Origin of the sequence: Haemophilus parainfluenzae, assembly GCF_900638025.1 — a bacterium.
GTDB classification, from domain to species: domain Bacteria; phylum Pseudomonadota; class Gammaproteobacteria; order Enterobacterales; family Pasteurellaceae; genus Haemophilus_D; species Haemophilus_D parainfluenzae_J.
In genome coordinates, this window is sequence record NZ_LR134481.1 from 1,932,595 (window position 1) to 1,952,639 (window position 20,045).

A 20,045-nucleotide genomic window follows, 5' to 3' on the forward strand; every position below is an offset into this window, starting at 1 on the left:
TTACTTAGCCTGCATTGCTGCGCCCATTATTAACATAAATAATACGCCTTGCACCTGCTCTTCAGGAATCACTTGACCATTAAGTTTGAGTTCGCCTTTTTCAAGCACTAAGGTAAGCGTCACATTTTTATCATTATTTACCACAATATTTTGTGCTGCCGCTTGCTTAGCTTGCTCTTCAATTTGTGTTTTAACCAAAGCTTTATCTGCTTCTGGATCTAATTGTGTCATAAGTTTTTCTGCAGTTGCTTTATCTACATGAATATTTACCGCGAAATCAGTAAATTGTTTATATAAACTACCTGCCATTAAATCAAATTTCGGATCTTTCGCTAATGCTACATTTAAATCCAATGACACTTTACCTTGATTATCTGAAATAGAAACCGGATTCAATTTAATTTGAGGCTGATTATTAAAAATAGCCATACCATGATTTTTAACCCATGAACTTAAAATTTCAGATACCACTTCATCATTCACATTTTTATCACCACTTACTGACTTAAAGACGGTGAAAAGTGCTTCAATCAAAGCATTTGCTGCGTTCGCTTCAATATGGTTTAATTCACCATTATAAGTTAATTTTCCCAAATCTTTTCCATCAATAATAACTGAGTCTAATGTATTTTCACTTTTAAAGTTCACAAAATCACCATTAAGTGAAATATCTGATGTTGCTTTTAAACCTTTTTCAATAATAGACGTTGTTTTTCCTGCATAATCAGTACTGGCCATTTCAAAACTTTCAGTTGAAGAAGAACCTTTACCGGTATAAATATAGGCCCATTTTGTTGGATTAAATGCCCCATCAAATTTCGAGCCCTTCATCTTCATTTTTACCGATTTAACGGCAGCGGCATCCTGGCTCTCTTCCCCATCTGCACTATTAGGTCCTAAATCAGCAGTCACTTCATCTAAGGTCATGTCATATTTACCTGCACGATCTTTATCTACATCAAAACCGATGTTGATATTTGACCATGCTATCTTATTTTGTGGTGAGTGAGGATCTGTCACCTCCCCTGCAGCTAATTCAACTTTACCTTTTGTTGCTAAGCTATAGCTAGTCGAAGCTTGATATTGAACAAGCTTATCTGATTTAATCAAATCAAATAAAGGTTGAGTTGTTTCATTTTTACCAATCACACCTTGTGCTGAAAACATGGTTGGCACAAAGTTGAATTTTTCTAGCTGATTAAGCGGAAATGGACCATGATAAAGCTTAGTTGAAAATGGAATAGTAAATACTTTCCCTTCTTTAAGTAAAGAAATAACTACTTCATCTTCCACTTGAGAAGTAAAGAAACTGCGATCAAATTGCTTATTTTTATAAACAAGATTCACTGAATCTGACAAACCTAAACTTTGGAATTTTTGGTTTGCTAACTCAATTTGACGTAAATATTCAGTTTGTGCTTTTTCGCCAGTAAACCACGCACCACCGACGCCGACAACACCAAGGGCAACGATGATACTTAATGCTACGGTTGATTTTTTCATTTTGATTCCTTTGCTAACTAATAGATGATTAAAATTGTTGGCAATTTATCACAAATTACAATTTTTTTCTTATTTTTAAAAAATAATTTTATATCCCCCCTTGAACTTCTCATCTATGGACTTATTTTGTGAAACAAGAACGGAAATGACCGCACTTTAAAAGGAAGAAAAAATTTAAATCTTGCCTCTTGAAATGCAGAAAAGTATCCACATCTTATTCATCGTAATGATTTACAACGAATTTAAAATTTACTTAGGAGTAACAAAATGGGAAAAATTATTGGTATTGACTTAGGTACAACAAACTCTTGTGTGGCAGTAATGGATGGTGATAAACCACGCGTAATCGAAAACGCAGAAGGTGATCGCACTACCCCGTCAATTATTGCTTATACAAATGATAACGAAATTTTAGTGGGCCAACCCGCAAAACGTCAGGCTGTGACCAACCCGAAAAATACATTGTTCGCAATTAAACGTTTAATCGGTCGTCGTTTTGAAGATGCTGAAGTAAAACGTGACATCGATATTATGCCATTTGAAATCACCAAAGCAGACAACGGTGATGCATGGGTAAATGTAAAAGGTGACAAACTTGCACCGCCACAAATCTCTGCAGAAGTGTTGAAAAAAATGAAGAAAACTGCAGAAGATTTCTTGGGTGAGCCAGTAACTGAAGCAGTAATTACAGTTCCAGCATACTTTAACGATGCTCAACGTCAAGCGACAAAAGATGCGGGTCGTATCGCTGGTTTAGAAGTTAAACGTATCATCAACGAACCAACCGCAGCAGCATTAGCTTACGGTTTAGATAAAGGCCAAGGCAACAAGACTATCGCAGTATATGACTTAGGTGGTGGTACATTCGACTTATCTATCATCGAAATTGATGAAGTAGGCGGCGAAAAAACCTTTGAAGTATTAGCAACCAACGGGGATACTCACTTAGGTGGTGAAGACTTCGATAACCGTGTAATCAACTACTTAGTGGATGAGTTCAAAAAAGAACAAGGTGTTGATTTACGTAATGACCCACTTGCAATGCAACGTTTAAAAGAAGCGGGCGAAAAAGCGAAAATTGAACTTTCTTCTGCACAACAAACTGATGTGAACTTACCTTACATCACTGCAGATGCAACTGGTCCTAAACACTTAAACATCAAATTAACTCGCGCTAAATTAGAATCTTTAGTAGAAGATTTAGTGGCGAAATCACTTGAACCTGTAAAAGTGGCATTAAACGATGCTGGCTTAAGTGCATCACAAATTGATGATGTTATCCTAGTGGGCGGTCAAACCCGTATGCCATTAGTACAACAAAAAGTAGAAGAGTTCTTCGGCAAAGCACCTCGTAAAGACGTGAACCCAGACGAAGCCGTTGCAGTGGGTGCGGCAGTACAAGGCGGTGTGTTAGCCGGTGATGTAAAAGACGTATTGTTATTAGACGTTACCCCATTATCATTGGGTATCGAAACCATGGGTGGTGTGATGACTACCTTAATTGAGAAAAACACGACGATTCCAACTAAAAAATCACAAGTGTTCTCAACTGCAGAAGATAACCAAAGTGCAGTAACCATTCACGTATTACAAGGTGAACGTAAACAAGCATCAGCGAATAAATCTTTAGGTCAATTCAACCTTGAAGGCATCAACCCTGCTCCACGCGGTATGCCACAAATTGAAGTAACCTTCGACATCGACGCTGACGGTATTATCCACGTTTCAGCGAAAGATAAAGGTACTGGCAAAGAACAACAAATCACCATCAAAGCCTCTTCAGGTTTAAGTGATGAAGAAATTCAAAAAATGGTTCGTGATGCAGAAGCAAACGCTGAAGCAGACCGTAAATTTGAAGAATTAGTACAAGCTCGCAACCAAGCAGATCACCTTGTACACAGCACACGTAAACAATTAGAAGAAGCGGGTGATAAAGTTCCAGCTGAAGATCGTGCAGCAATTGAAAGCGCATTAAGCGATTTAGAAACTGCAGCGAAAGGCGAAGATAAAGCAGCAATCGAAGCTAAACTTCAAGCACTTGCTGAAGTGGCTCAAAAACTTGCTCAAGCGGCTCAAGCACAAGGTGATGCACAACAAGCTCAAAGCAACAGCAAACCAAATGATGATGTTGTTGATGCAGAGTTTGAAGAAGTGAAAGATAACAAATAATTTCACTTGAACCCAAATCGAAGGGCGTAGCAATACGCCCTTTTGGCATATTCATTAAATGCCATTTTTCCTGACTTTATTTGAAAAAATGAAGTCAGAAAAAATACATTAGTAGGCTAAATCACGTGAATACTCTACCGGATCATTTGGTAGCGTTAATGTTGAGCATTTCCACATTACAAATCCAAAGTGTAAAAAACGTTATCGAAAACGACCGTACTTTACCTCCAAATAAACACAACTAAAGGAAAAAACAATGAAATTCGAAACGAAATGCCTCCATGCGGGCTATAGCCCTAAAAACGGTGAGCCACGTGTTCAACCTATCGTGCAAAGCACGACTTATACCTACGATTCTGCAGAAGAAATTGGCAAATTATTTGATTTACAAGCAGCAGGTTATTTCTATACTCGCCTAGCAAACCCAACGACAAATGCTGCGGAAGAAAAAATTACGGCACTTGAAGGTGGCGTTGCAACAATGTGTACTGCGTCTGGTCAATCTGCGGTTTTTTATGCGATGTTGAATATTTTAGAAGCCGGCGATCATTTTATTTCCTCTTCTTATGTGTATGGCGGTACTTACAATTTATTTGCCCATACATTCAAAAAAATGGGCATTGAAGTGAGTTTTGTGGATCAAGACTTACCGCTTGAAGATCTCAAAAAAGCGATTCGTCCAAATACAAAAGCTGTTTTTGCTGAAACTATTGCTAACCCTGCTTTACGAGTATTAGATATTGAAAAATTTGCTGCCTTAGCGAAAGCTGCAGAGGCGCCATTATTAATTGATAACACTTTTGCCACCCCCTATTTTTGTCGCCCAATCGAATTTGGTGCAAACGTGGTCATTCATAGCACATCTAAATATTTAGATGGTCATGCTATTGCCTTAGGTGGATCCATTACTGATGGCGGTAACTTTAATTGGAATAACGGCAAATATCCGCAATTAAGCACGCCAGACCAAACTTATCATGGTTTAGTTTATACAGAAGCCTTTGGTCCTGCAGCTTATATTGTCAAAGCGCGTGTTCAATTAATGCGTGATTTAGGTGCGGCGCCTGCCCCACAAAATAGCTTCTTATTGAATGTCGGTATGGAAACCCTTGCACTTCGTATGCAACGTCATTATGAAAATGCACAGGCCGTAGCCGAGTTTTTAGAAAAACATCCACAAGTCGCTAAAGTGAATTACCCTGGCTTATCGAACTCACCAGACTATGCACTCAAACAAAAATATTTACCTAATGGCTTGTGTGGTGTCATTTCCTTTGAGATTAAAGGTGGCAAAGAAACCGCGGCAAAATGGTTAAACGCGTTACAAATGACCTCACGTGAAGTACACGTAGCCGATATTCGTACTTGTGCGTTACATCCAGCGACTTCAACGCATCGCCAATTAAGTGAAGCTGAGTTAGAAAAAGCCGGTATTTCTGCAGGACTTATTCGTCTTTCTTGCGGTATTGAAAATATCCAAGATATTTTAGCTGACTTAGAGCAAGCATTCGCAGCAGCAAAATAAGTCATAAATTAACGAATTTACCCTTGATATTTCTGCCTTCGGCATTATTTTTACTGTTAGGTATGTTGTTAATGCAGTACCACACAATAACAAAATAAAATTTTTTAAATTTATATTTTTAAACGGAAAACGAAAACATTATGGCAAAGAAAGATTATTACGACGTTCTTGGTGTTGAACGTGGCGCAGATGAAAAAGCAATTAAACGTGCTTACAAAAAACTCGCCATGCAATATCACCCTGATAGAACCAAAGGTGATAAAGCCAAAGAAGAAAAATTTAAAGAAATCCAAGAAGCCTATGAAATTTTAGGTGATAAAGAAAAACGTGCGGCTTACGATCAATACGGTCACGCAGCCTTCGAACAAGGTGGCATGGGAGGCGGTGGCTTCGGTGGCGGATTCAGCGGCGCTGATTTCGGTGATATTTTTGGTGATATGTTCGGCGATATCTTCGGCGGTGGCGGACGTGGTCGTCAGCGCGTAGTGCGTGGTGAAGATTTACGTTATGACATCCAAATTACATTAGAAGAAGCCGTAAAAGGTACAACCAAAGATATCCAGATTAATACCCTTGCTCACTGTGATAGCTGCGATGGTACTGGCGCAGAGAAAGGATCAAAAGTTGAGACATGCCCAAGCTGTCATGGTTCAGGTCGTATTCGTCGCCAACAAGGTTTCTTCGTAACTGAAGCGGTTTGTCCTACTTGTCATGGTTCTGGTAAGAAAATTGAAAAACCATGTAAAAGCTGCCATGGCGAAGGTCGTGTTCACAAAAAGAAAAACCTTTCCGTTAAAATCCCAGCAGGCGTGGATACCGGCAACCAATTACGTTTAAGCGGTGAAGGTGCAGCGGGTGAAAATGGTGCACCAGCAGGTGATTTATATGTAGTCATTCACGTTAAAGAACATCATATCTTTGAACGTGATGGAAACAACCTCTACTGCGAAGTGCCAATCAGTTTCTCAATGGCAGCGTTAGGGGGGGAAATTGAAGTCCCAACCTTAGACGGTAAAGTGAAACTCAAAATTCCTGCGGAAACCCAAACTGGCAAACTCTTCCGTATGCGTGGTAAAGGGGTGACCTCTACACGTAGCGGCTACGCGGGAGATCTCATTTGTCGAGTAGTGATTGAAACACCAGTCAACTTAAATAAAGAACAAAAAGAATTATTAGAAAAACTGGAAGAAAGTTTGAAAGGGCAAAAATCTCATAACCCGAAATCTTCAAGCTTTTTAGACGGTGTGAAGAAATTCTTTGATAACTTAGGTAAGTAATCCTAAACAGAAAGTGCGGTCAATTTTAAAACTGTTTTGAAATTGACCGCACTTTTATTTTATAAGTAATGACTTTACACGACAGAAATCGCTTTTATTTGTACATAAACATCCATGCCTTGAGCAAAATGCAATTCATTAAACGCCCATTTACTGATACTTGCCCAAACTTTATGTCCTTCCACTAATACCGCAATGTCAATGTGATTCTCTTGCGGAATGATTTGGACAATTTGCCCACGTAAGATATTACGAATGCTAGTTTGCTCAGGCTTGCTGAGAGTGAGTGATACATCAGAACTATAAATACAGACGCGTACTTTTTCATTCGCTTGATGATGCACTTCATTAATCCAAAGCTGTTGTTCGCCCAAAGAAAGTGCGGTCATTTTATAGGTTGGATTATGTAAATATACGGGCAACGCCAACACACTACTCTGTTCCGATTCGCCTTTCCAAGGGGCAAATAACGGACTGTTCCACACATTTTCTAAGGAGTCATAGGCTTTCACTTTGCCGTTTTCCATCAGTACAACACGATCGGCCAAACGTAATAATTCGTCCAAACTGTGCGTCACATATAAAATCGGCACATTAATTTCTTTGGATAGACTTTCCAGATATTGCATAAGCTCACGTTTGCGAGGCACATCTAAAGCTGAAAGCGGTTCGTCCATTAACAAAATATCAGGATCTGTTAATAAGGCTCGTCCAATCGCCACACGTTGTTTTTCGCCCCCCGATAAAGTCAGAGGATAGCGTTTGAGTAACGGTTCAATACCAAGTAGCTGAACGATATAGTCAAAGTCTTCACGGCTGACATGCTTCATGCCATAACGTAAATTGCCTTTGACATTGTAATGCGGAAATAAACGCGCATCTTGGAATACATAGCCGATTTTGCGCTGATGCACAGGGAGATTCTCACCGTTCTCTACATCCACCAAAGTGCGGTCATTTAAACGAATAAATCCCTGATCAGGATGAGTTAAACCACTCACCAAATTAATCAATGAGGTTTTACCCGAACCTGACAAACCAAAAATAGCCGTCACACCTTGAGTTGGCAGTTGCAGATCCGCACGTAAGGTCAGGCGACCTAATTGTTGTTGTACATTAATGTGTAGCATCGCCCTGCCCCAATTTTTTCTGCATCCGTTTGCTCAATGCTTCGGAAAGCAATAAAGAAATTAATGAAAGGATCACCGCAAACAAGCAAAGGCGTGCAGTTTGTGTTTCTGCGCCTGGTGTTTGGATAAATGAATACATCGCTAAAGGAATGGTTTGAGTTTCCCCCGCAATATTGGAAACGAAAGTAATAGTCGCACCAAACTCTCCTAAAGAGCGTGCAAAACCTAATACTAAACCTGCCAATACGCCAGGTAAAGAAAGAGGCAACGTGATTGTAAAAAAAACTCGCCAAGGCGAAGCACCAAGCGTTTGTGCGGCTTGCTCTAACTTAAAATCAATGCTTTCCAAGGAAAGACGTACCGCCCGCACGACCAATGGAAATGCTACCACCGCTGAAGCTAATACCGCCCCCTTCCAGCTAAAGCCGAAGGATAAGCCAAACCATTGATATAAATACTTGCCAATAAAGCCATTACGTCCCATGGCGACTAATAATAAATAACCAATAACCACTGGCGGCAATACCAAAGGCAGATGAATAATCCCTGTGATTAGCGACTTACCGTAGAATTCCTTACGAGCCAGCAACCAAGCGATAAAAATTGCGAAGGGCAAACTCCAAAGCATAGAACTCAATGCGACACTCATGCTTAGGTGAATCGCATCCCATTCCATCGGGCTTAATTGAAACCAAGAGAGCAAAATATTTCCTTGTGTATATATCGATATGACGAAATTTCTTTAGAGATAACAAAAAGGACAGTTGCCTGTCCTTTCTTTATAAAGTCTGAGCTCATTATTTCACAGAGAAACCATATTCAACAAATATTTTTTTCGCTGCACTCGATTCTAAGTAATTAAGGAAATCACGGGTATCCGCGTTGTCATGATCTTTTAAAATCGCAACGGGATATTCAACTGGTTTATAACTGTCTTTCGGGAATACGCCGACTGTTTTCACTGAGTTACTCACTTTCGCATCAGTGCTATACACGATACCATAAGGGGCTTCAGCGCGTTCAACTAAGGCTAATGCACCACGCACGTCTTTCGCACGCGCTAATTTATCTTTGACTTGATCCCATAAATTTAATCTGGTTAATGATTCTTCTGCATATTGTCCTGCAGGAACGTGCGCAGGATCACCTACAGATAAATAGCTGTCTTTTAAGCCTTTAATCCATTCACCTTTAGCAATATCTACTGAATTAGCGGCACTTTTAGCTGGTGCAATTAACACTAATTCGTTGCCAGCTATGACTTTCTCAGTCTCTTTAACAGTAAGATTCTTATCAGATAAATATTTCATCCATTTGTTGCTTGCTGAAATAAATAAGTCTGCAGGTGCGCCTTCTTCAACTTGTTTTGCAAGGGTGGAAGAAGAAGCAAAAGAGAAAACGACGGTATTATTTGGCTTTTCAGTTTGATATTGATCCGCAATTTGTTTTAACGCATCAGTCATTGAAGCGGCAGCAAACACAGTCACTTTTGCTGATGCAGCAAAAGATACGCCCATACCCGCAATTAAAAGTGCGGTTGCAAATTTAGTTAATTTCATTATTTATCTCCTATATAAATGAAACTATATATAAAAAAATATACTACGAATGAATTATAACTTGAATTTTCAAATAAGCTACAGAAAAAAACAAAGATCAAGTAAAATGAAAAGCATTAAACATTAGGAGGAGATGATGAAACAAACTGAAATTTTACTGACGATCAAACTTCATCAAGAATTATTTATTGATCCAAAACGTGTTCGCCTCTTAAAAGAAATTAAAGAATGTGGCTCAATCAACCAAGCAGCCAAAAACGCCAAAGTAAGCTATAAAAGTGCTTGGGATCACCTTGAGGCGATGAATAAAATCAGTCCAAAACCGCTTTTAGAACGTAATATCGGTGGGAAAAATGGGGGCGGTACTTCACTAACCACTTATGCCGAGCGTTTGCTCCAGCTTTATGATTTGCTCGAACAAACACAAGAGCACGCCTTTCATATTCTGCAAGATGAAACAATCCCACTAAACAGTCTCCTTGCAGCAACGGCAAAATTCTCCTTACAAAGTAGCGCACGCAATCAATTTTTCGGTAAGGTGGCAAGCCAACATATTGTGGACTCTCGCTGTATTGTTGCAGTAAACATTCAGGATTTAGCTCATCCATTACATGTTTCAATCACAATGCGCAGTGCTGAGCGTCTCAGACTCATTACTGAAAAAGAAGTGATGGTCATGTTTAAAGCCCCTTGGGTGAAAATTAGTACCACTACACTAGAAGAAAAAAATAACCTCTTCCAAGCGACTATTCTTTCAATGGAAAATGAAGAAGCCATTGTGCAATTAAAGGACAGCTCAATTGAATTTTGTGTCAGCATTCATAGCAAAGATGGTTGGAAAGTAGGACAAGATGTATGGTTACACGTGGATCCAGAACAGATTATTTTGGCAACATTGAAATAATCCTCAAACAAAAAGTGCGATCAAATTGATCGCACTTTATTATTTGCGCTTATAACGCAATCTCATCAATCGAGCGTCCAAAACTCGGCAAAAAGACCTGTAAAAAATAATCCATTTCTTGGCTGTGCCATTGTTCCATTAGATTTTCTAAACGTTTTTTCGCTGTTTTAAATTCATGGTTGCCATGCTCTAATTCAAATTGAGCTTTAATATACGCACAAATCAAGTCCGCTTGTTTTACTAAATGCTTTTCTTCTGGGCTAAATTTCTCACTGTCTAAATATGGTGCAAAACTCTCTTGCAATTCAGCCGGGAGCAAACTAATTAAATGCAATTCTGCAGCCGCTTCAATATCTTTATAAGCATGGGTGATTTCAGAATTGAAATACTTAATTGGGGTCGGCAAATCACCAGTAAAGATTTCAGAGGTATCATGATACATCGCCATTACCGAAATACGCTCAGGATTCACTTCCCCACCAAAAAATTGATTTTTAATAATGGCTAAGGCTTGTGCCACAAAGGCTACTTGCAGGCTATGCTCCGCCAAGTTCTCCTTTTCAATATTGCGCATCAATGACCAACGCTGAATTAAGCGAAGACGATCTAAACAAGCAAAAAAGTGACTGGTTTTAACTTCCACTATACATCCTTAATTAAACGGTAACTCTTCAATAATCACAGGAAGATCAATGACCTTACCTAACCGAGAAACGGTAACAATGACCTCTGTATGCGGTTTAGTATCGCTGATAATTTGCATCATTTCACGAATAGAGAGGTTATCTTGTTTATTTAACCGCAAGATCACATCACCCACTTGGATTCCTGCTTTCGCTGCAGGGCTATTGGCGGTCACACCTGTAATCACGATACCACCGTTTGAATTAGCGGTGATTTCACTTTGTACCCCAAAATAACCACGAATCACACGACCATCGCGAATAATTTTATATAACACATCATTAGCAATGCTAATTGGAATCGCAAAATTTAACCCTTCTGCAATTTCATTAGCTGTTTTACCAATACTTAATGTGCTGATCCCCACTAATTCGCCCGCAGAGTTAATCAACGCACCACCAGAGTTACCACGGTTAATCGAAGCATCTGTTTGAATAAAGTTTTGACGACCTAAAGAATCCCCTACAGCACTACGTCCTACTGCACTGATAATACCTTGTGAGACACTTTGACCAAGGTTATACGGATTACCAATAGCCAAAGCTATATCCCCAACTCGTACTTGGCGTTCTTTATTTTGTGGAATAGTAGAAAGATTGGTTGCTTTGATTTTTAATACTGCAAGATCCGTTAAATTGTCTGAGCCAATTAAATTGGCTTCATAAATATTGCCGTTTTGCAACGCCACCACAATTTGATCAGCATTTTGGATAACGTGTTTATTGGTAAGAATATAACCGTCTTTAGTCATAATCACGCCAGAACCTAAGTTATTTACTTGTAATTGATCGCTATCATTAATGCTGGCAGAAGAAAAAGATCGATTGTACACGTTCACGACGGCAGGAGAAGCAATTCTCACGGCACTATTAAACGAAACAATATCATCAGCAGAGAAAAGACTGCTATTATTGAGCTTAGGAACGGCAAATAAAATAACACCTGCCGCAGCAAGCCCCCAAAGGGTGGAATGGAAAAGTTTTTTTAACATTTTTTATTCTTTTATTAATAAATTAGGTAAATAACTGAGCTTTAAATCATCCCCAAATTTTTCGTATTCTTGCAATTGCCACAATGGGGCATCCGCAAGGGTTTCCAAATGCGGGAGTTGGCATAATCCTCGAGCTTTATCTCCCAAGAGTTTCGGAGCGACATAAATGATTAATTCATCTACAGCATGTTGTTCAATCAAGCTTCCCGCTAAATTGGCACCGGCTTCAACCCAAATGGAATTCACTTGTCTATTACCTAATTCTGTCATCAATAGATCAAAATCATAGTTTTCTGGTAATAATATTTGCTCACAGAAATCAGGGAATACAGACATATCCCGTGGAATTGAACCCACAAGCCAAACTGGCGAATAGGTATGGAATAATTGATAGTTTGGCTGAACTCGATTTCTAGAATCTAAGATTATGCGAATAGGCTGACGCACTGTATCTTCAGCATATTCCGCTTTTAGCTCATCGGGGAATTGGTTCCAACGCACATTTAAGCTTGGATCATCGGCTAACACGGTGGCACTTGTTGATAAAAGTGCGGTCGCTTTGGCTCGCATTTTTTGTACATCCGCACGAGCTGCTTCACCTGTAATCCATTTGCTTTCACCGCTCGCCATGGCTGTGCGCCCATCTAAACTCATGGCTAATTTCAGCTGCACATAAGGTTTGCCTGTTCTCATACGTTTGAGAAAACCTTTATTTAAAGCTTCTGCTTGTTCGTTCAATAAATTGACCGCACTTGGTATGCCTGCATCGGCTAACATTTTTAAGCCCTTGCCCGCCACTTGAGGATTAGGATCTGCCATGGCTGCGACAACTCGACTAACCCCTGCTTCAATTAAACCTAATGCACAAGGCGGTGTGCGGCCATAATGAGAACAAGGTTCAAGCGTCACATAAGCCGTTGCGCCTTTCGCTTTCTCACCGGCATCTGCCAACGCCATTCGCTCTGCATGAGGCTGACCGGCTTTAAAATGAAACCCTTTCCCGACAATTTCACCGTTTTTAACCAACACACATCCTACCGATGGATTCGGCGTAGTGGTGTACTGCCCTTTTGCCGCAAGCTCAAGAGCCAGTTGCATAAATTTCACGTCATCAGAAGAAAAAGTGTCACTCATATTAATCCTTTAAGCTTTCAATTTCTTTGGTAAATTCATTGATATTATCAAAGCTCAGGTAGACGGATGCAAAACGGATATAAGCCACTTTATCTAATTGTTTCAGTGCATTCATGGCTAATTTACCTACAAGATGACTTGGCACTTCACGCTCACCCGTCGCACGTAATTGGATAATAATGTGGCTGATGGCTTTTTCCACATCATCCAAACTTACAGGGCGTTTTTCTAATGCATGTTGAATTCCACTACGTAACTTATCTTCATTAAACGGCTCGCGTGAGCCATCATTTTTAATAATTTTTGGTACCACTAATTCCGCTGTTTCAAAGGTGGTAAAGCGTTCATGACAATTCCCGCATTCCCGACGACGACGCACTTGATACCCATCAGAAACTAAACGGCTGTCAATTACCTTAGTTTCTTCAGTTGAACAAAACGGACAACGCATTTTAGCTCCTTTTCACAATTATTCTTAAGCTGACATCTTATCAAAAATCCAAGATCTTTTCGATCTGAAGATTCGCATTAAGACAACATTTCGCCGAACCAGGATGTGGTTTGTTTCACCAACTGCAAACGACCATCCAGCGATTTAAATTGTTCTGTTTGACCCAACACCCTCGCCCAATAAGGATCGGCTTTTCTATAACTATAGTTATCCTCTTTCGCAAGGGACTCGATATTCGTCAAAACATTGTCAAAATTGACCGCACTTTCATCTTTTTCAATAAACTTCGCGATATTTTCCGTTGGAATGAGCTGAATTTGTTGCTGGCTTTGTAAATAGGCCTCGACATATATTTTCAATTTCTCAAGTGCGGTTGATTTTTCTATTGTTTTTAATGTTAAATCCTTATCTTTAGCGATAATGTGTGGCGGCAGAGCATTCTCTTTTGTCACCAGTTGAATAAGATAATAAAGCCATGGGCGAATACGATAACGATCTTTATATTTTGCAAATCGCCATTCGATTATCTGATTTTCATCACCAAATAATGGCTCCATATAGCCAAACAAGCGAATATTGCCTTGTGCCGTTCCCACCACAAAATCGACACTCTCACTGTGTGGTGAAGAATAATCCTTAATTTTCTCTTTAAAAGCCAATACATCAGCACGAATGGATTGCGCACAAACTTCCGCAAACTCGCCGCGTGGCATGATGCCTTTCACTCGCTGTTTCGCAAAATAATCGTTAAATTGCGCTTCCTCTAAATGCAATAACTCATTACTAATGCGATAATGATCCAAACCATTTAACGTGAAGTTTTCACTTTCTTCAATGCGATCATCTTCATCTCGGAAATACACGCCAAGCTGCTTTTCAAAAAAGAATTTCACTGGATTTTCAACAAAACTCACAAAACGATCGAGTTCAATTTCCGTTATTGGCTCTTGATTTTCGCCCATCGGCACAACAAATTCATGACATCTTCTTTCTTGGAATTGCGCAATCGGCAGCCATTTTTTTGCAAAAGAGCGGTTAATTTTCCCTTCATTTTGGAAATTGCTTGGACTAAATGCCGTCATTGGATGTTGTTCAATTCTCAAGCAGTTGTCTGAATAATGATTAATATAATCAATTAACTGGCTCACCAATACTGAAGGTTCTTTAGGTTGATTATCAATAATTGAAGAGCCCACATAACTCACATAAAAATGGGATCTTGCGGCCAGTAAGGCTTCAAGGAATAAGTAACGATCATCATCTCGACGAACACGATCGCCTTTTTGATGATGATATTGCATTAAATCAAAACTATTTGGGGTATGACTGCGTGGGTAATCCGCCTCATTCATCCCAAGCAAACACACCACTTTGAAAGGAATAGAGCGCATTGGTAAAAGAGTGCAGAAATTCACTTTCCCCGCTAAGAAACGAAGGCTGTTTGGTGTTTCTTCTAAACGTGCAGACATCACTTCCGCAATAACATCCGCTTGCAAGGTTTCTTCAAAATTGACGGACTGCAAATCATCGGCAAAGGTATTGATACAATCTTGAATATAAAATAAGGTATCCGCAGTTTCTTCATTTTGCACAAAGAAATCCGTCAAAAGTGAGGTTAATTTTTCACGCCATTTTTCAATATTGTGTGTCTTTTGCAAATCTTGATGCCATTTATTTAAGGCAGTAAAAAATTGATTCACCGCACCGACTAACTGCCCTTTCAATCCATAGCTACTATCAAGTCCAAGACTGTCTTGCCAAATGCCTTGCTCTTCACGCATCGCATAACCTAAGGTCATACGTTCAAGCCCCGCCTGCCACGCGTTAAAATTTAGTGTATTCTGCAGTTTTTCTAAACCAAAGCGAATACCCGACTCTTTCACCCATTCACGGATTTGCTCGAGATCTGCAAGCGCAATGTTAAAACGCTCACGGATAGCCGGAATATCCAATAAAGCCAGTACTTCTTCCGCGCCAAACTGACTTTCTCTTAAATTTAACAGGGAAAGATAGCTCGACACGATCACATCACTTTCAGATAATTTACTGTCTGAAATTGAGAACGGAATAACGGGTGCGTCCGCACTATTCGCACCAAAGACAGCCTGAATATAAGGCGTATATTGGTTAACATCGGCCACCATGACCACCACATCTTTTGGTGTAATCTGTTCTTCTTTTGGCTTATGCTGATTTTGATTGAATAAATCCAACAAATAATCATGCAGCACTTCAACTTCTCGCATTGCGCTATGGCAAGATTTCACGACCAAAGAGCGGTCATTTTTCGCAACATTTAATGAACCATGACTTAACGTCAAAATTTGATTTTGGATCTGCCCTAACAACGTTTTTTCGGGAAGTTCTGCATAGTAATCACGGGAAATGGCTTGAATATTTTCCTCATCTCGCACTAATTGATAGAGAAAATCTCGTCCCATTTTCCCCCAAGAGGCTAAAAGCGGATTTCCACTGAACAATTCTTCTTGTTGATTGGTGTAATCAAGGTCAGCAGGTTCCCATGACACTTGCTCGGCTGAAATTAAAGGCTTCACATAATCACTTTCTTGCACGAAACGCTGTCTTTCTAATAAATAGGATTTACTCAGATCTCTCAAGTCGCCCCAATATTCTTGACATGGATTATTAAAGAATAAATGCACGTCTGTTTTAGCTGAAATACCTTGGAAAATATTGAGATAAACCGTTGGTAATGCTGGAATACCAAAAATAAAAATACGTTCTGGTAAGTTGAGTGTCGCATTAGGATCACGACATAATGCTAAAAATTGTTGATTAAGTGCAGCACGGTGTTTTGCTTTTCCATCGAAATCACGTTGGACATCATCCACCAAGGCTCGCCATAAAATTCCCTGCCAATGAATATTACCTTTAATTTGAGAAAGAAAGGTAGGATTTAATGCCGAAAGCCTCTGCTTTTGCTGATTAATTTGAGCCAAGATTTTTTCATCGTTATTTTCTTCCCATGCAGCAATCCATTCGGGACGGTAGACGAGATATTGGTCAAATAAATCAGCAACTTTTAGGCTTAATTGATAAAGTTTTTGCTGTTCTGATGCAGGTGAAGACGCTAAATATTTTTTTAATGGTTCAAATTCTTTTTGCTGTAAAAAAGTAGGAATTAATCGCATTAATCGCCATAACGTTGAATCTTTTTCAAAAGGGTTTTGCGTGGAAACATTCGGCAAATTATCGGCGTAAAGTTTCCAAATAAAACTGGAAGGCATCGGGAATTGAAAATTCGCTGCAACGCCGCATTTTTTAGCAATTTCCATTTGTAACCATTGTGCCATACCTGGACTTTGCACCAACACAATGTCAGATTGAAACGGATCATGTTGCGGTAAATTTTCCAACAGCGAAACTAAAATATCCTTTTGAATTTCTGGTTGGTTTGAATAATAAGTAACGAACAAAGTAACGCCCTTTTGAAAGCAAAAACAATGCGTTATTTTACTCGGTTTTCAATAAAAATTCACCTTGAGGATAGCGTATATTCACTTGATGATGACTGCATTGAATGGCAAATTGAATGCCATTTTGTTCTACGCTATTTTCACAAGACAAGCCTAAAAACTGACGTTGAGCCTGATTCTCAGCAATTTGAATCGCCTGAAATTCTTGAAAAATCCTGACCGCACTTTTCCGTTGCTCAGTCGTCCATCGGTTAAAGATCAAAAATAACCCGCTGAAAATCGATAAGGCTAATAAAAGTGACATTAACGACATGCCTTTATTCACTTTGATTTTGCGCACTTAAATCACTCCAACTTTTATCCACCAAATGCCATTGGCTATATTCTCGTACGAGTTTTGTTACCACGGCTTTACCGTAAGCCACAGTCACACCCTCCTCTAACTTAAGCGAACCACCTGTAATCACTGCACCGCTAATTCGCCCTTTGCCTGTTAAGGTTAAATTTCCTTCTGCTAGCAGAATACCACTCACATTCCCTTTAATTTCTAATTGGCTTTGCGTTATCCAATACACTTGAGGTTTTTTTTGAGCAGTTAAAGTAGTATCTACTTTCACAAAGTGCGGTTGAAAATCAGCTTGTTTTTCGCTGGAAATAAAATCTCGCAGCCTATTTTCATTAATGCCTTTTGTGGGCGATTTCTTAAATAACGCTGCACGTTTACACCAAACAGAATAGGCGACTTTATCCTCTGCCCCTGAAGACTCGAAAAAGACTTGTTTCACTTTTCCAGCACCATTTAAAGACAAATTTTGGCAAATGTGCGTTTGTTGCTGCTGACTGATTTTCTGTAAAGGAAGACTCTGTTCTACATAATATTTTCGCTGACTCATTTGAGCTCGAAAAAATGCAAAGATCTGTTCATCAAATAATAAGATCAGCGCCAATAATCCCGAAAGTAAAATCAGTGCCGTTAGTGTCACAATCCCTTTTTTCATGATTATTCTTCTTGATTTAATAAAGGCACCACAAGCGAAGTTTCATATTGAATATGCTTATGTGTTGTAAGATTTCCCGCGAGTTTGATTTCAATCCCTTTCCCTGCCTTTAACCAATCAAAACGTAATTGAGAAATATCAAACTCTTTTTCATCCAATAAATCTGTCCATCCACCACCCGCGTTACAAGTAGATTGCGTTAAAGCACGCTGACATTCTTCCGAACGACAATCCGCATTTACCGCATTTTTATAAGTTTGTTTGGTTTCAATCATTTTGTCGTTAAGTTTGTAACCAAATAGCTCCTTTTCGATATTTTTTGCCACATTTTTAACGCCATTTACGCAGGTATTTTTTGTGTACTTTTCACCAATACAGCCATTGCTATTTAAATCATAAAAAAATAAAACACAGCTATTTAATGGGGCATTGTCTGCTTGAGCAATGGTTATTGCTGTGCCCTTTTCGTCTAATTCAAATAAAGCGAGATTATCTTCGATGAGTTTTAGGTTTGCGGCTCGAAAGCCTACGCGGCGCAGGTCTTTCCCGATGAGTTGAATTGTGCGTTGTAATTCCGCTTGTAATTTAAGTTGTAACATTAAACGCTGATTTTGCTGTTGAGTTTGGGCATAAAATTGTGCAACCAATAACAATAATAAAGCGGATAAGCCAAGTGAAATCAATAAGCTCAGCAATGTTTCACCTTTTAATGGTTTCATCTTGTACATGCACTCGCTGCTTGATCAGACTTTAATTTGATACTGCCCACATTGAAAAAAGAGAACAATGTTCGATGCTCTTCACCCTGTAACATAAAACAATTCGTTTCCATAGTATTTCTTGCCCCATTAAATTTCACCGCCACTTCTGACGGATATAATTTAGGGCCAATTAGCATCGTTTTCCCTTCAAAATAAGGATAGTAAAAATGCGCATAAAGGTTTTTAGGACAATTCTGGGGATGAAAACAATCACAAAAATGATCACTTTTTACTTGAGCTGTGATACACCAACGTTGATTTGCCCTATCTTGATTGGCCAAAATAAACCAAATCGCCGATGAGTTTTCTGCTCTTGCCTGAATATTTCGCAGGAAAAAATAAAGCCGTTGTTGCTCTTTTTCAAGAAAATATTTGGGATCGGCTTTCTGCCATTTGGGCAATGCAAACGCTAACGTTAAGCTTAAAATAAATAATACAATCAAGGTTTCTAATAAGGTTATCCCTTTATACATAAAATGCCTTCTTTTTTGACCGCACTTTAAAATTCCTTTAGAAGAAAGCCAAATTAACTACTTTATTTTTGCGATACTGATCGCAAATTTCTTTTAAAAAACGGGAAAAAACGTGAATTAAACATTTTCAACTGGCTATTTACTAAAACTCCCTTATAATAGGCGACCTATTTATCTGTTCTTTAAAATCTGGTGGAAATATGAATCCAATGTTAAATATCGCTATTCGTGCGGCACGAAAAGCGGGCAACGTAATTGCTAAAAACTATGAGCGCCGTGATGATATCCAAACAAGTAAAAAAGGTATTAATGATTATGTGACTAGCGTCGATAAAGCTGCTGAAGCTGAGATCATTGAAATCATTCAAAAATCTTATCCTGATCATACAATTATCAGTGAAGAGCGTGGTGCATTAGAAGGCAAAGACAGTGATATTCAATGGGTGATTGATCCACTAGATGGCACAACCAACTTCATAAAAGGTTTGCCACATTTCTCTGTATCTATTGCTATCCGTGTAAAAAACCGTACCGAAGTAGGTGTGGTTTACGATCCTATTCGTAATGAATTATTCACTGCTGTGCGTGGTGAAGGCGCAAAATTAAATGAAGTGCGTTTACGTGTAGATAGCCAAAATGAACTTAACGGGGCGATTTTAGCCACCGGTTTCCCATTCAAACAACCAAGCTTGATGCCAACTCAATTTGCTATCATGAATAACTTAATTGATGAAGCAGCAGATTTCCGTCGTACGGGTTCTGCCGCATTAGACCTTTGCTATGTGGCTTCAGGTCGTGTTGACGGCTATTTCGAAATGGGCTTAAAACCTTGGGATTGCGCAGCAGGTGATTTAATCGTGCGTGAAGCTGGTGGTTTAGTATGTGATTTCAATGCGGGTCATGGCTATTTACGCTCAGGCAACATTGTCGCTGCTCCAGCGCGTATTTTAAAAGAAATGCTAAATAAAATTCAGCCTTGCCTAACTGAACAAGTGAAGTAAACCTTAACAAAAGTGCGGTGAAATTTGATCTGACCCCAAAAAGTTAGA

Annotated in this window: 18 protein-coding genes; 5 read left to right on the plus strand and 13 right to left on the minus strand. The window is 39.2% G+C overall.

Annotation, left to right across the window (positions count from 1 at the left end; all coding sequences use genetic code 11):
* Positions 1-1,503, minus strand: a complete 1,503-nt coding sequence (locus EL215_RS09610) for a YdgA family protein (protein ID WP_126471792.1) — start codon at positions 1,501-1,503, stop codon at positions 1-3.
* A 267-nt stretch (positions 1,504-1,770) separates the two neighbouring features.
* Here EL215_RS09610 and dnaK point away from each other — a divergent pair, with 267 nt between their 5' ends.
* From dnaK to dnaJ, 3 genes are all read left to right on the plus strand, one after another.
* Positions 1,771-3,672: a molecular chaperone DnaK gene (dnaK, locus tag EL215_RS09615; RefSeq protein WP_126471794.1), complete on the plus strand. Its 1,902-nt coding sequence runs from the start codon at positions 1,771-1,773 to the stop codon at positions 3,670-3,672.
* Between the two features lie 256 nt (positions 3,673-3,928).
* Positions 3,929-5,197 carry an O-acetylhomoserine aminocarboxypropyltransferase/cysteine synthase family protein gene (locus EL215_RS09620; protein WP_126471796.1) on the plus strand — a complete coding sequence of 423 codons (1,269 nt, stop codon included), beginning with the start codon at positions 3,929-3,931 and terminating at the stop codon, positions 5,195-5,197.
* Positions 5,198-5,337: 140 nt separating this feature from the next.
* A complete protein-coding gene (dnaJ, locus tag EL215_RS09625) occupies positions 5,338-6,474 on the plus strand; it encodes a molecular chaperone DnaJ (protein WP_126471798.1) in 1,137 nt (378 codons plus the stop codon).
* 74 nt (positions 6,475-6,548) lie between these two features.
* Here the strand turns inward: dnaJ and modC are convergent, their stop codons facing one another.
* From modC to modA, 3 genes are all read right to left on the minus strand, one after another.
* A complete protein-coding gene (modC, locus tag EL215_RS09630; RefSeq protein WP_126471800.1) occupies positions 6,549-7,604 on the minus strand; it encodes a molybdenum ABC transporter ATP-binding protein ModC in 1,056 nt (351 codons plus the stop codon).
* A complete protein-coding gene (modB, locus tag EL215_RS09635; RefSeq protein ID WP_269471710.1) occupies positions 7,591-8,307 on the minus strand; it encodes a molybdate ABC transporter permease subunit in 717 nt (238 codons plus the stop codon). Before modB ends, modC begins: the two co-directional genes overlap by 14 nt.
* Positions 8,308-8,401: 94 nt before the next feature.
* Positions 8,402-9,166, minus strand: a complete 765-nt coding sequence (gene modA / locus EL215_RS09640) for a molybdate ABC transporter substrate-binding protein (RefSeq protein ID WP_126471801.1) — start codon at positions 9,164-9,166, stop codon at positions 8,402-8,404.
* Between the two features lie 133 nt (positions 9,167-9,299).
* Here modA and EL215_RS09645 point away from each other — a divergent pair, with 133 nt between their 5' ends.
* Positions 9,300-10,067 carry a molybdenum-dependent transcriptional regulator ModE gene (locus EL215_RS09645; RefSeq protein ID WP_126472066.1) on the plus strand — a complete coding sequence of 256 codons (768 nt, stop codon included), beginning with the start codon at positions 9,300-9,302 and terminating at the stop codon, positions 10,065-10,067.
* Positions 10,068-10,116: 49 nt separating this feature from the next.
* Here the strand turns inward: EL215_RS09645 and yfbR are convergent, their stop codons facing one another.
* From yfbR to EL215_RS09690, 9 genes are all read right to left on the minus strand, one after another.
* Complete coding sequence (gene yfbR / locus EL215_RS09650; protein ID WP_126471803.1) at positions 10,117-10,713, minus strand: 5'-deoxynucleotidase; 597 nt, start codon at positions 10,711-10,713, stop codon at positions 10,117-10,119.
* Positions 10,714-10,719: 6 nt separating this feature from the next.
* On the minus strand, positions 10,720-11,742 hold the full coding sequence (degS, locus tag EL215_RS09655; RefSeq protein ID WP_049355379.1) for an outer membrane-stress sensor serine endopeptidase DegS: 1,023 nt from the start codon (positions 11,740-11,742) through the stop codon (positions 10,720-10,722).
* A gap of 3 nt (positions 11,743-11,745) precedes the next feature.
* On the minus strand, positions 11,746-12,876 hold the full coding sequence (gene ribD, locus EL215_RS09660) for a bifunctional diaminohydroxyphosphoribosylaminopyrimidine deaminase/5-amino-6-(5-phosphoribosylamino)uracil reductase RibD (RefSeq protein ID WP_126471805.1): 1,131 nt from the start codon (positions 12,874-12,876) through the stop codon (positions 11,746-11,748).
* Between the two features lies 1 nt (position 12,877).
* On the minus strand, positions 12,878-13,327 hold the full coding sequence (gene nrdR / locus EL215_RS09665; protein WP_049355381.1) for a transcriptional regulator NrdR: 450 nt from the start codon (positions 13,325-13,327) through the stop codon (positions 12,878-12,880).
* Positions 13,328-13,404: 77 nt separating this feature from the next.
* Positions 13,405-16,764 carry an exodeoxyribonuclease V subunit gamma gene (gene recC / locus EL215_RS09670; protein ID WP_126471807.1) on the minus strand — a complete coding sequence of 1,120 codons (3,360 nt, stop codon included), beginning with the start codon at positions 16,762-16,764 and terminating at the stop codon, positions 13,405-13,407.
* A gap of 37 nt (positions 16,765-16,801) precedes the next feature.
* Positions 16,802-17,068, minus strand: a complete 267-nt coding sequence (locus EL215_RS09675) for a DUF5374 domain-containing protein (protein WP_049364346.1) — start codon at positions 17,066-17,068, stop codon at positions 16,802-16,804.
* A gap of 13 nt (positions 17,069-17,081) precedes the next feature.
* The gene (locus EL215_RS09680) at positions 17,082-17,762 is read right to left on the minus strand and encodes a DUF2572 family protein (RefSeq protein ID WP_126471809.1); all 681 of its coding nucleotides are present in this window, start codon (positions 17,760-17,762) and stop codon (positions 17,082-17,084) included.
* 2 nt (positions 17,763-17,764) lie between these two features.
* A complete protein-coding gene (locus EL215_RS09685) occupies positions 17,765-18,481 on the minus strand; it encodes a PulJ/GspJ family protein (protein ID WP_126472067.1) in 717 nt (238 codons plus the stop codon).
* Positions 18,478-18,996, minus strand: coding sequence for a prepilin-type cleavage/methylation domain-containing protein (locus tag EL215_RS09690; RefSeq protein ID WP_126471811.1), 519 nt, complete (start codon positions 18,994-18,996; stop codon positions 18,478-18,480). Before EL215_RS09690 ends, EL215_RS09685 begins: the two co-directional genes overlap by 4 nt.
* Before the next feature lie 200 nt (positions 18,997-19,196).
* Here EL215_RS09690 and suhB point away from each other — a divergent pair, with 200 nt between their 5' ends.
* Positions 19,197-19,997 carry an inositol-1-monophosphatase gene (suhB, locus tag EL215_RS09695; RefSeq protein WP_126471813.1) on the plus strand — a complete coding sequence of 267 codons (801 nt, stop codon included), beginning with the start codon at positions 19,197-19,199 and terminating at the stop codon, positions 19,995-19,997.
* The last annotated feature ends 48 nt before the right edge of the window (positions 19,998-20,045 follow it).

Excerpts from the sequence above, each read along its gene's own strand:
- ribD (WP_126471805.1), bottom strand. The coding sequence starts at position 12,876 with ATGAGTGACACTTTTTCTTCTGATGACGTGAAATTTATGCAACTGGCT.
- dnaJ (WP_126471798.1), top strand. The coding sequence starts at position 5,338 with ATGGCAAAGAAAGATTATTACGACGTTCTTGGTGTTGAACGTGGCGCA.
- EL215_RS09620 (WP_126471796.1), top strand. The coding sequence starts at position 3,929 with ATGAAATTCGAAACGAAATGCCTCCATGCGGGCTATAGCCCTAAAAAC.
- EL215_RS09675 (WP_049364346.1), bottom strand. The coding sequence starts at position 17,068 with ATGTCACTTTTATTAGCCTTATCGATTTTCAGCGGGTTATTTTTGATC.
- degS (WP_049355379.1), bottom strand. The coding sequence starts at position 11,742 with ATGTTAAAAAAACTTTTCCATTCCACCCTTTGGGGGCTTGCTGCGGCA.
- EL215_RS09610 (WP_126471792.1), bottom strand. The coding sequence starts at position 1,503 with ATGAAAAAATCAACCGTAGCATTAAGTATCATCGTTGCCCTTGGTGTT.
- EL215_RS09685 (WP_126472067.1), bottom strand. The coding sequence starts at position 18,481 with ATGAAACCATTAAAAGGTGAAACATTGCTGAGCTTATTGATTTCACTT.
- suhB (WP_126471813.1), top strand. The coding sequence starts at position 19,197 with ATGAATCCAATGTTAAATATCGCTATTCGTGCGGCACGAAAAGCGGGC.
- EL215_RS09680 (WP_126471809.1), bottom strand. The coding sequence starts at position 17,762 with ATGAAAAAAGGGATTGTGACACTAACGGCACTGATTTTACTTTCGGGA.
- modC (WP_126471800.1), bottom strand. The coding sequence starts at position 7,604 with ATGCTACACATTAATGTACAACAACAATTAGGTCGCCTGACCTTACGT.
- nrdR (WP_049355381.1), bottom strand. The coding sequence starts at position 13,327 with ATGCGTTGTCCGTTTTGTTCAACTGAAGAAACTAAGGTAATTGACAGC.
- EL215_RS09690 (WP_126471811.1), bottom strand. The coding sequence starts at position 18,996 with ATGTATAAAGGGATAACCTTATTAGAAACCTTGATTGTATTATTTATT.
- EL215_RS09645 (WP_126472066.1), top strand. The coding sequence starts at position 9,300 with ATGAAACAAACTGAAATTTTACTGACGATCAAACTTCATCAAGAATTA.
- dnaK (WP_126471794.1), top strand. The coding sequence starts at position 1,771 with ATGGGAAAAATTATTGGTATTGACTTAGGTACAACAAACTCTTGTGTG.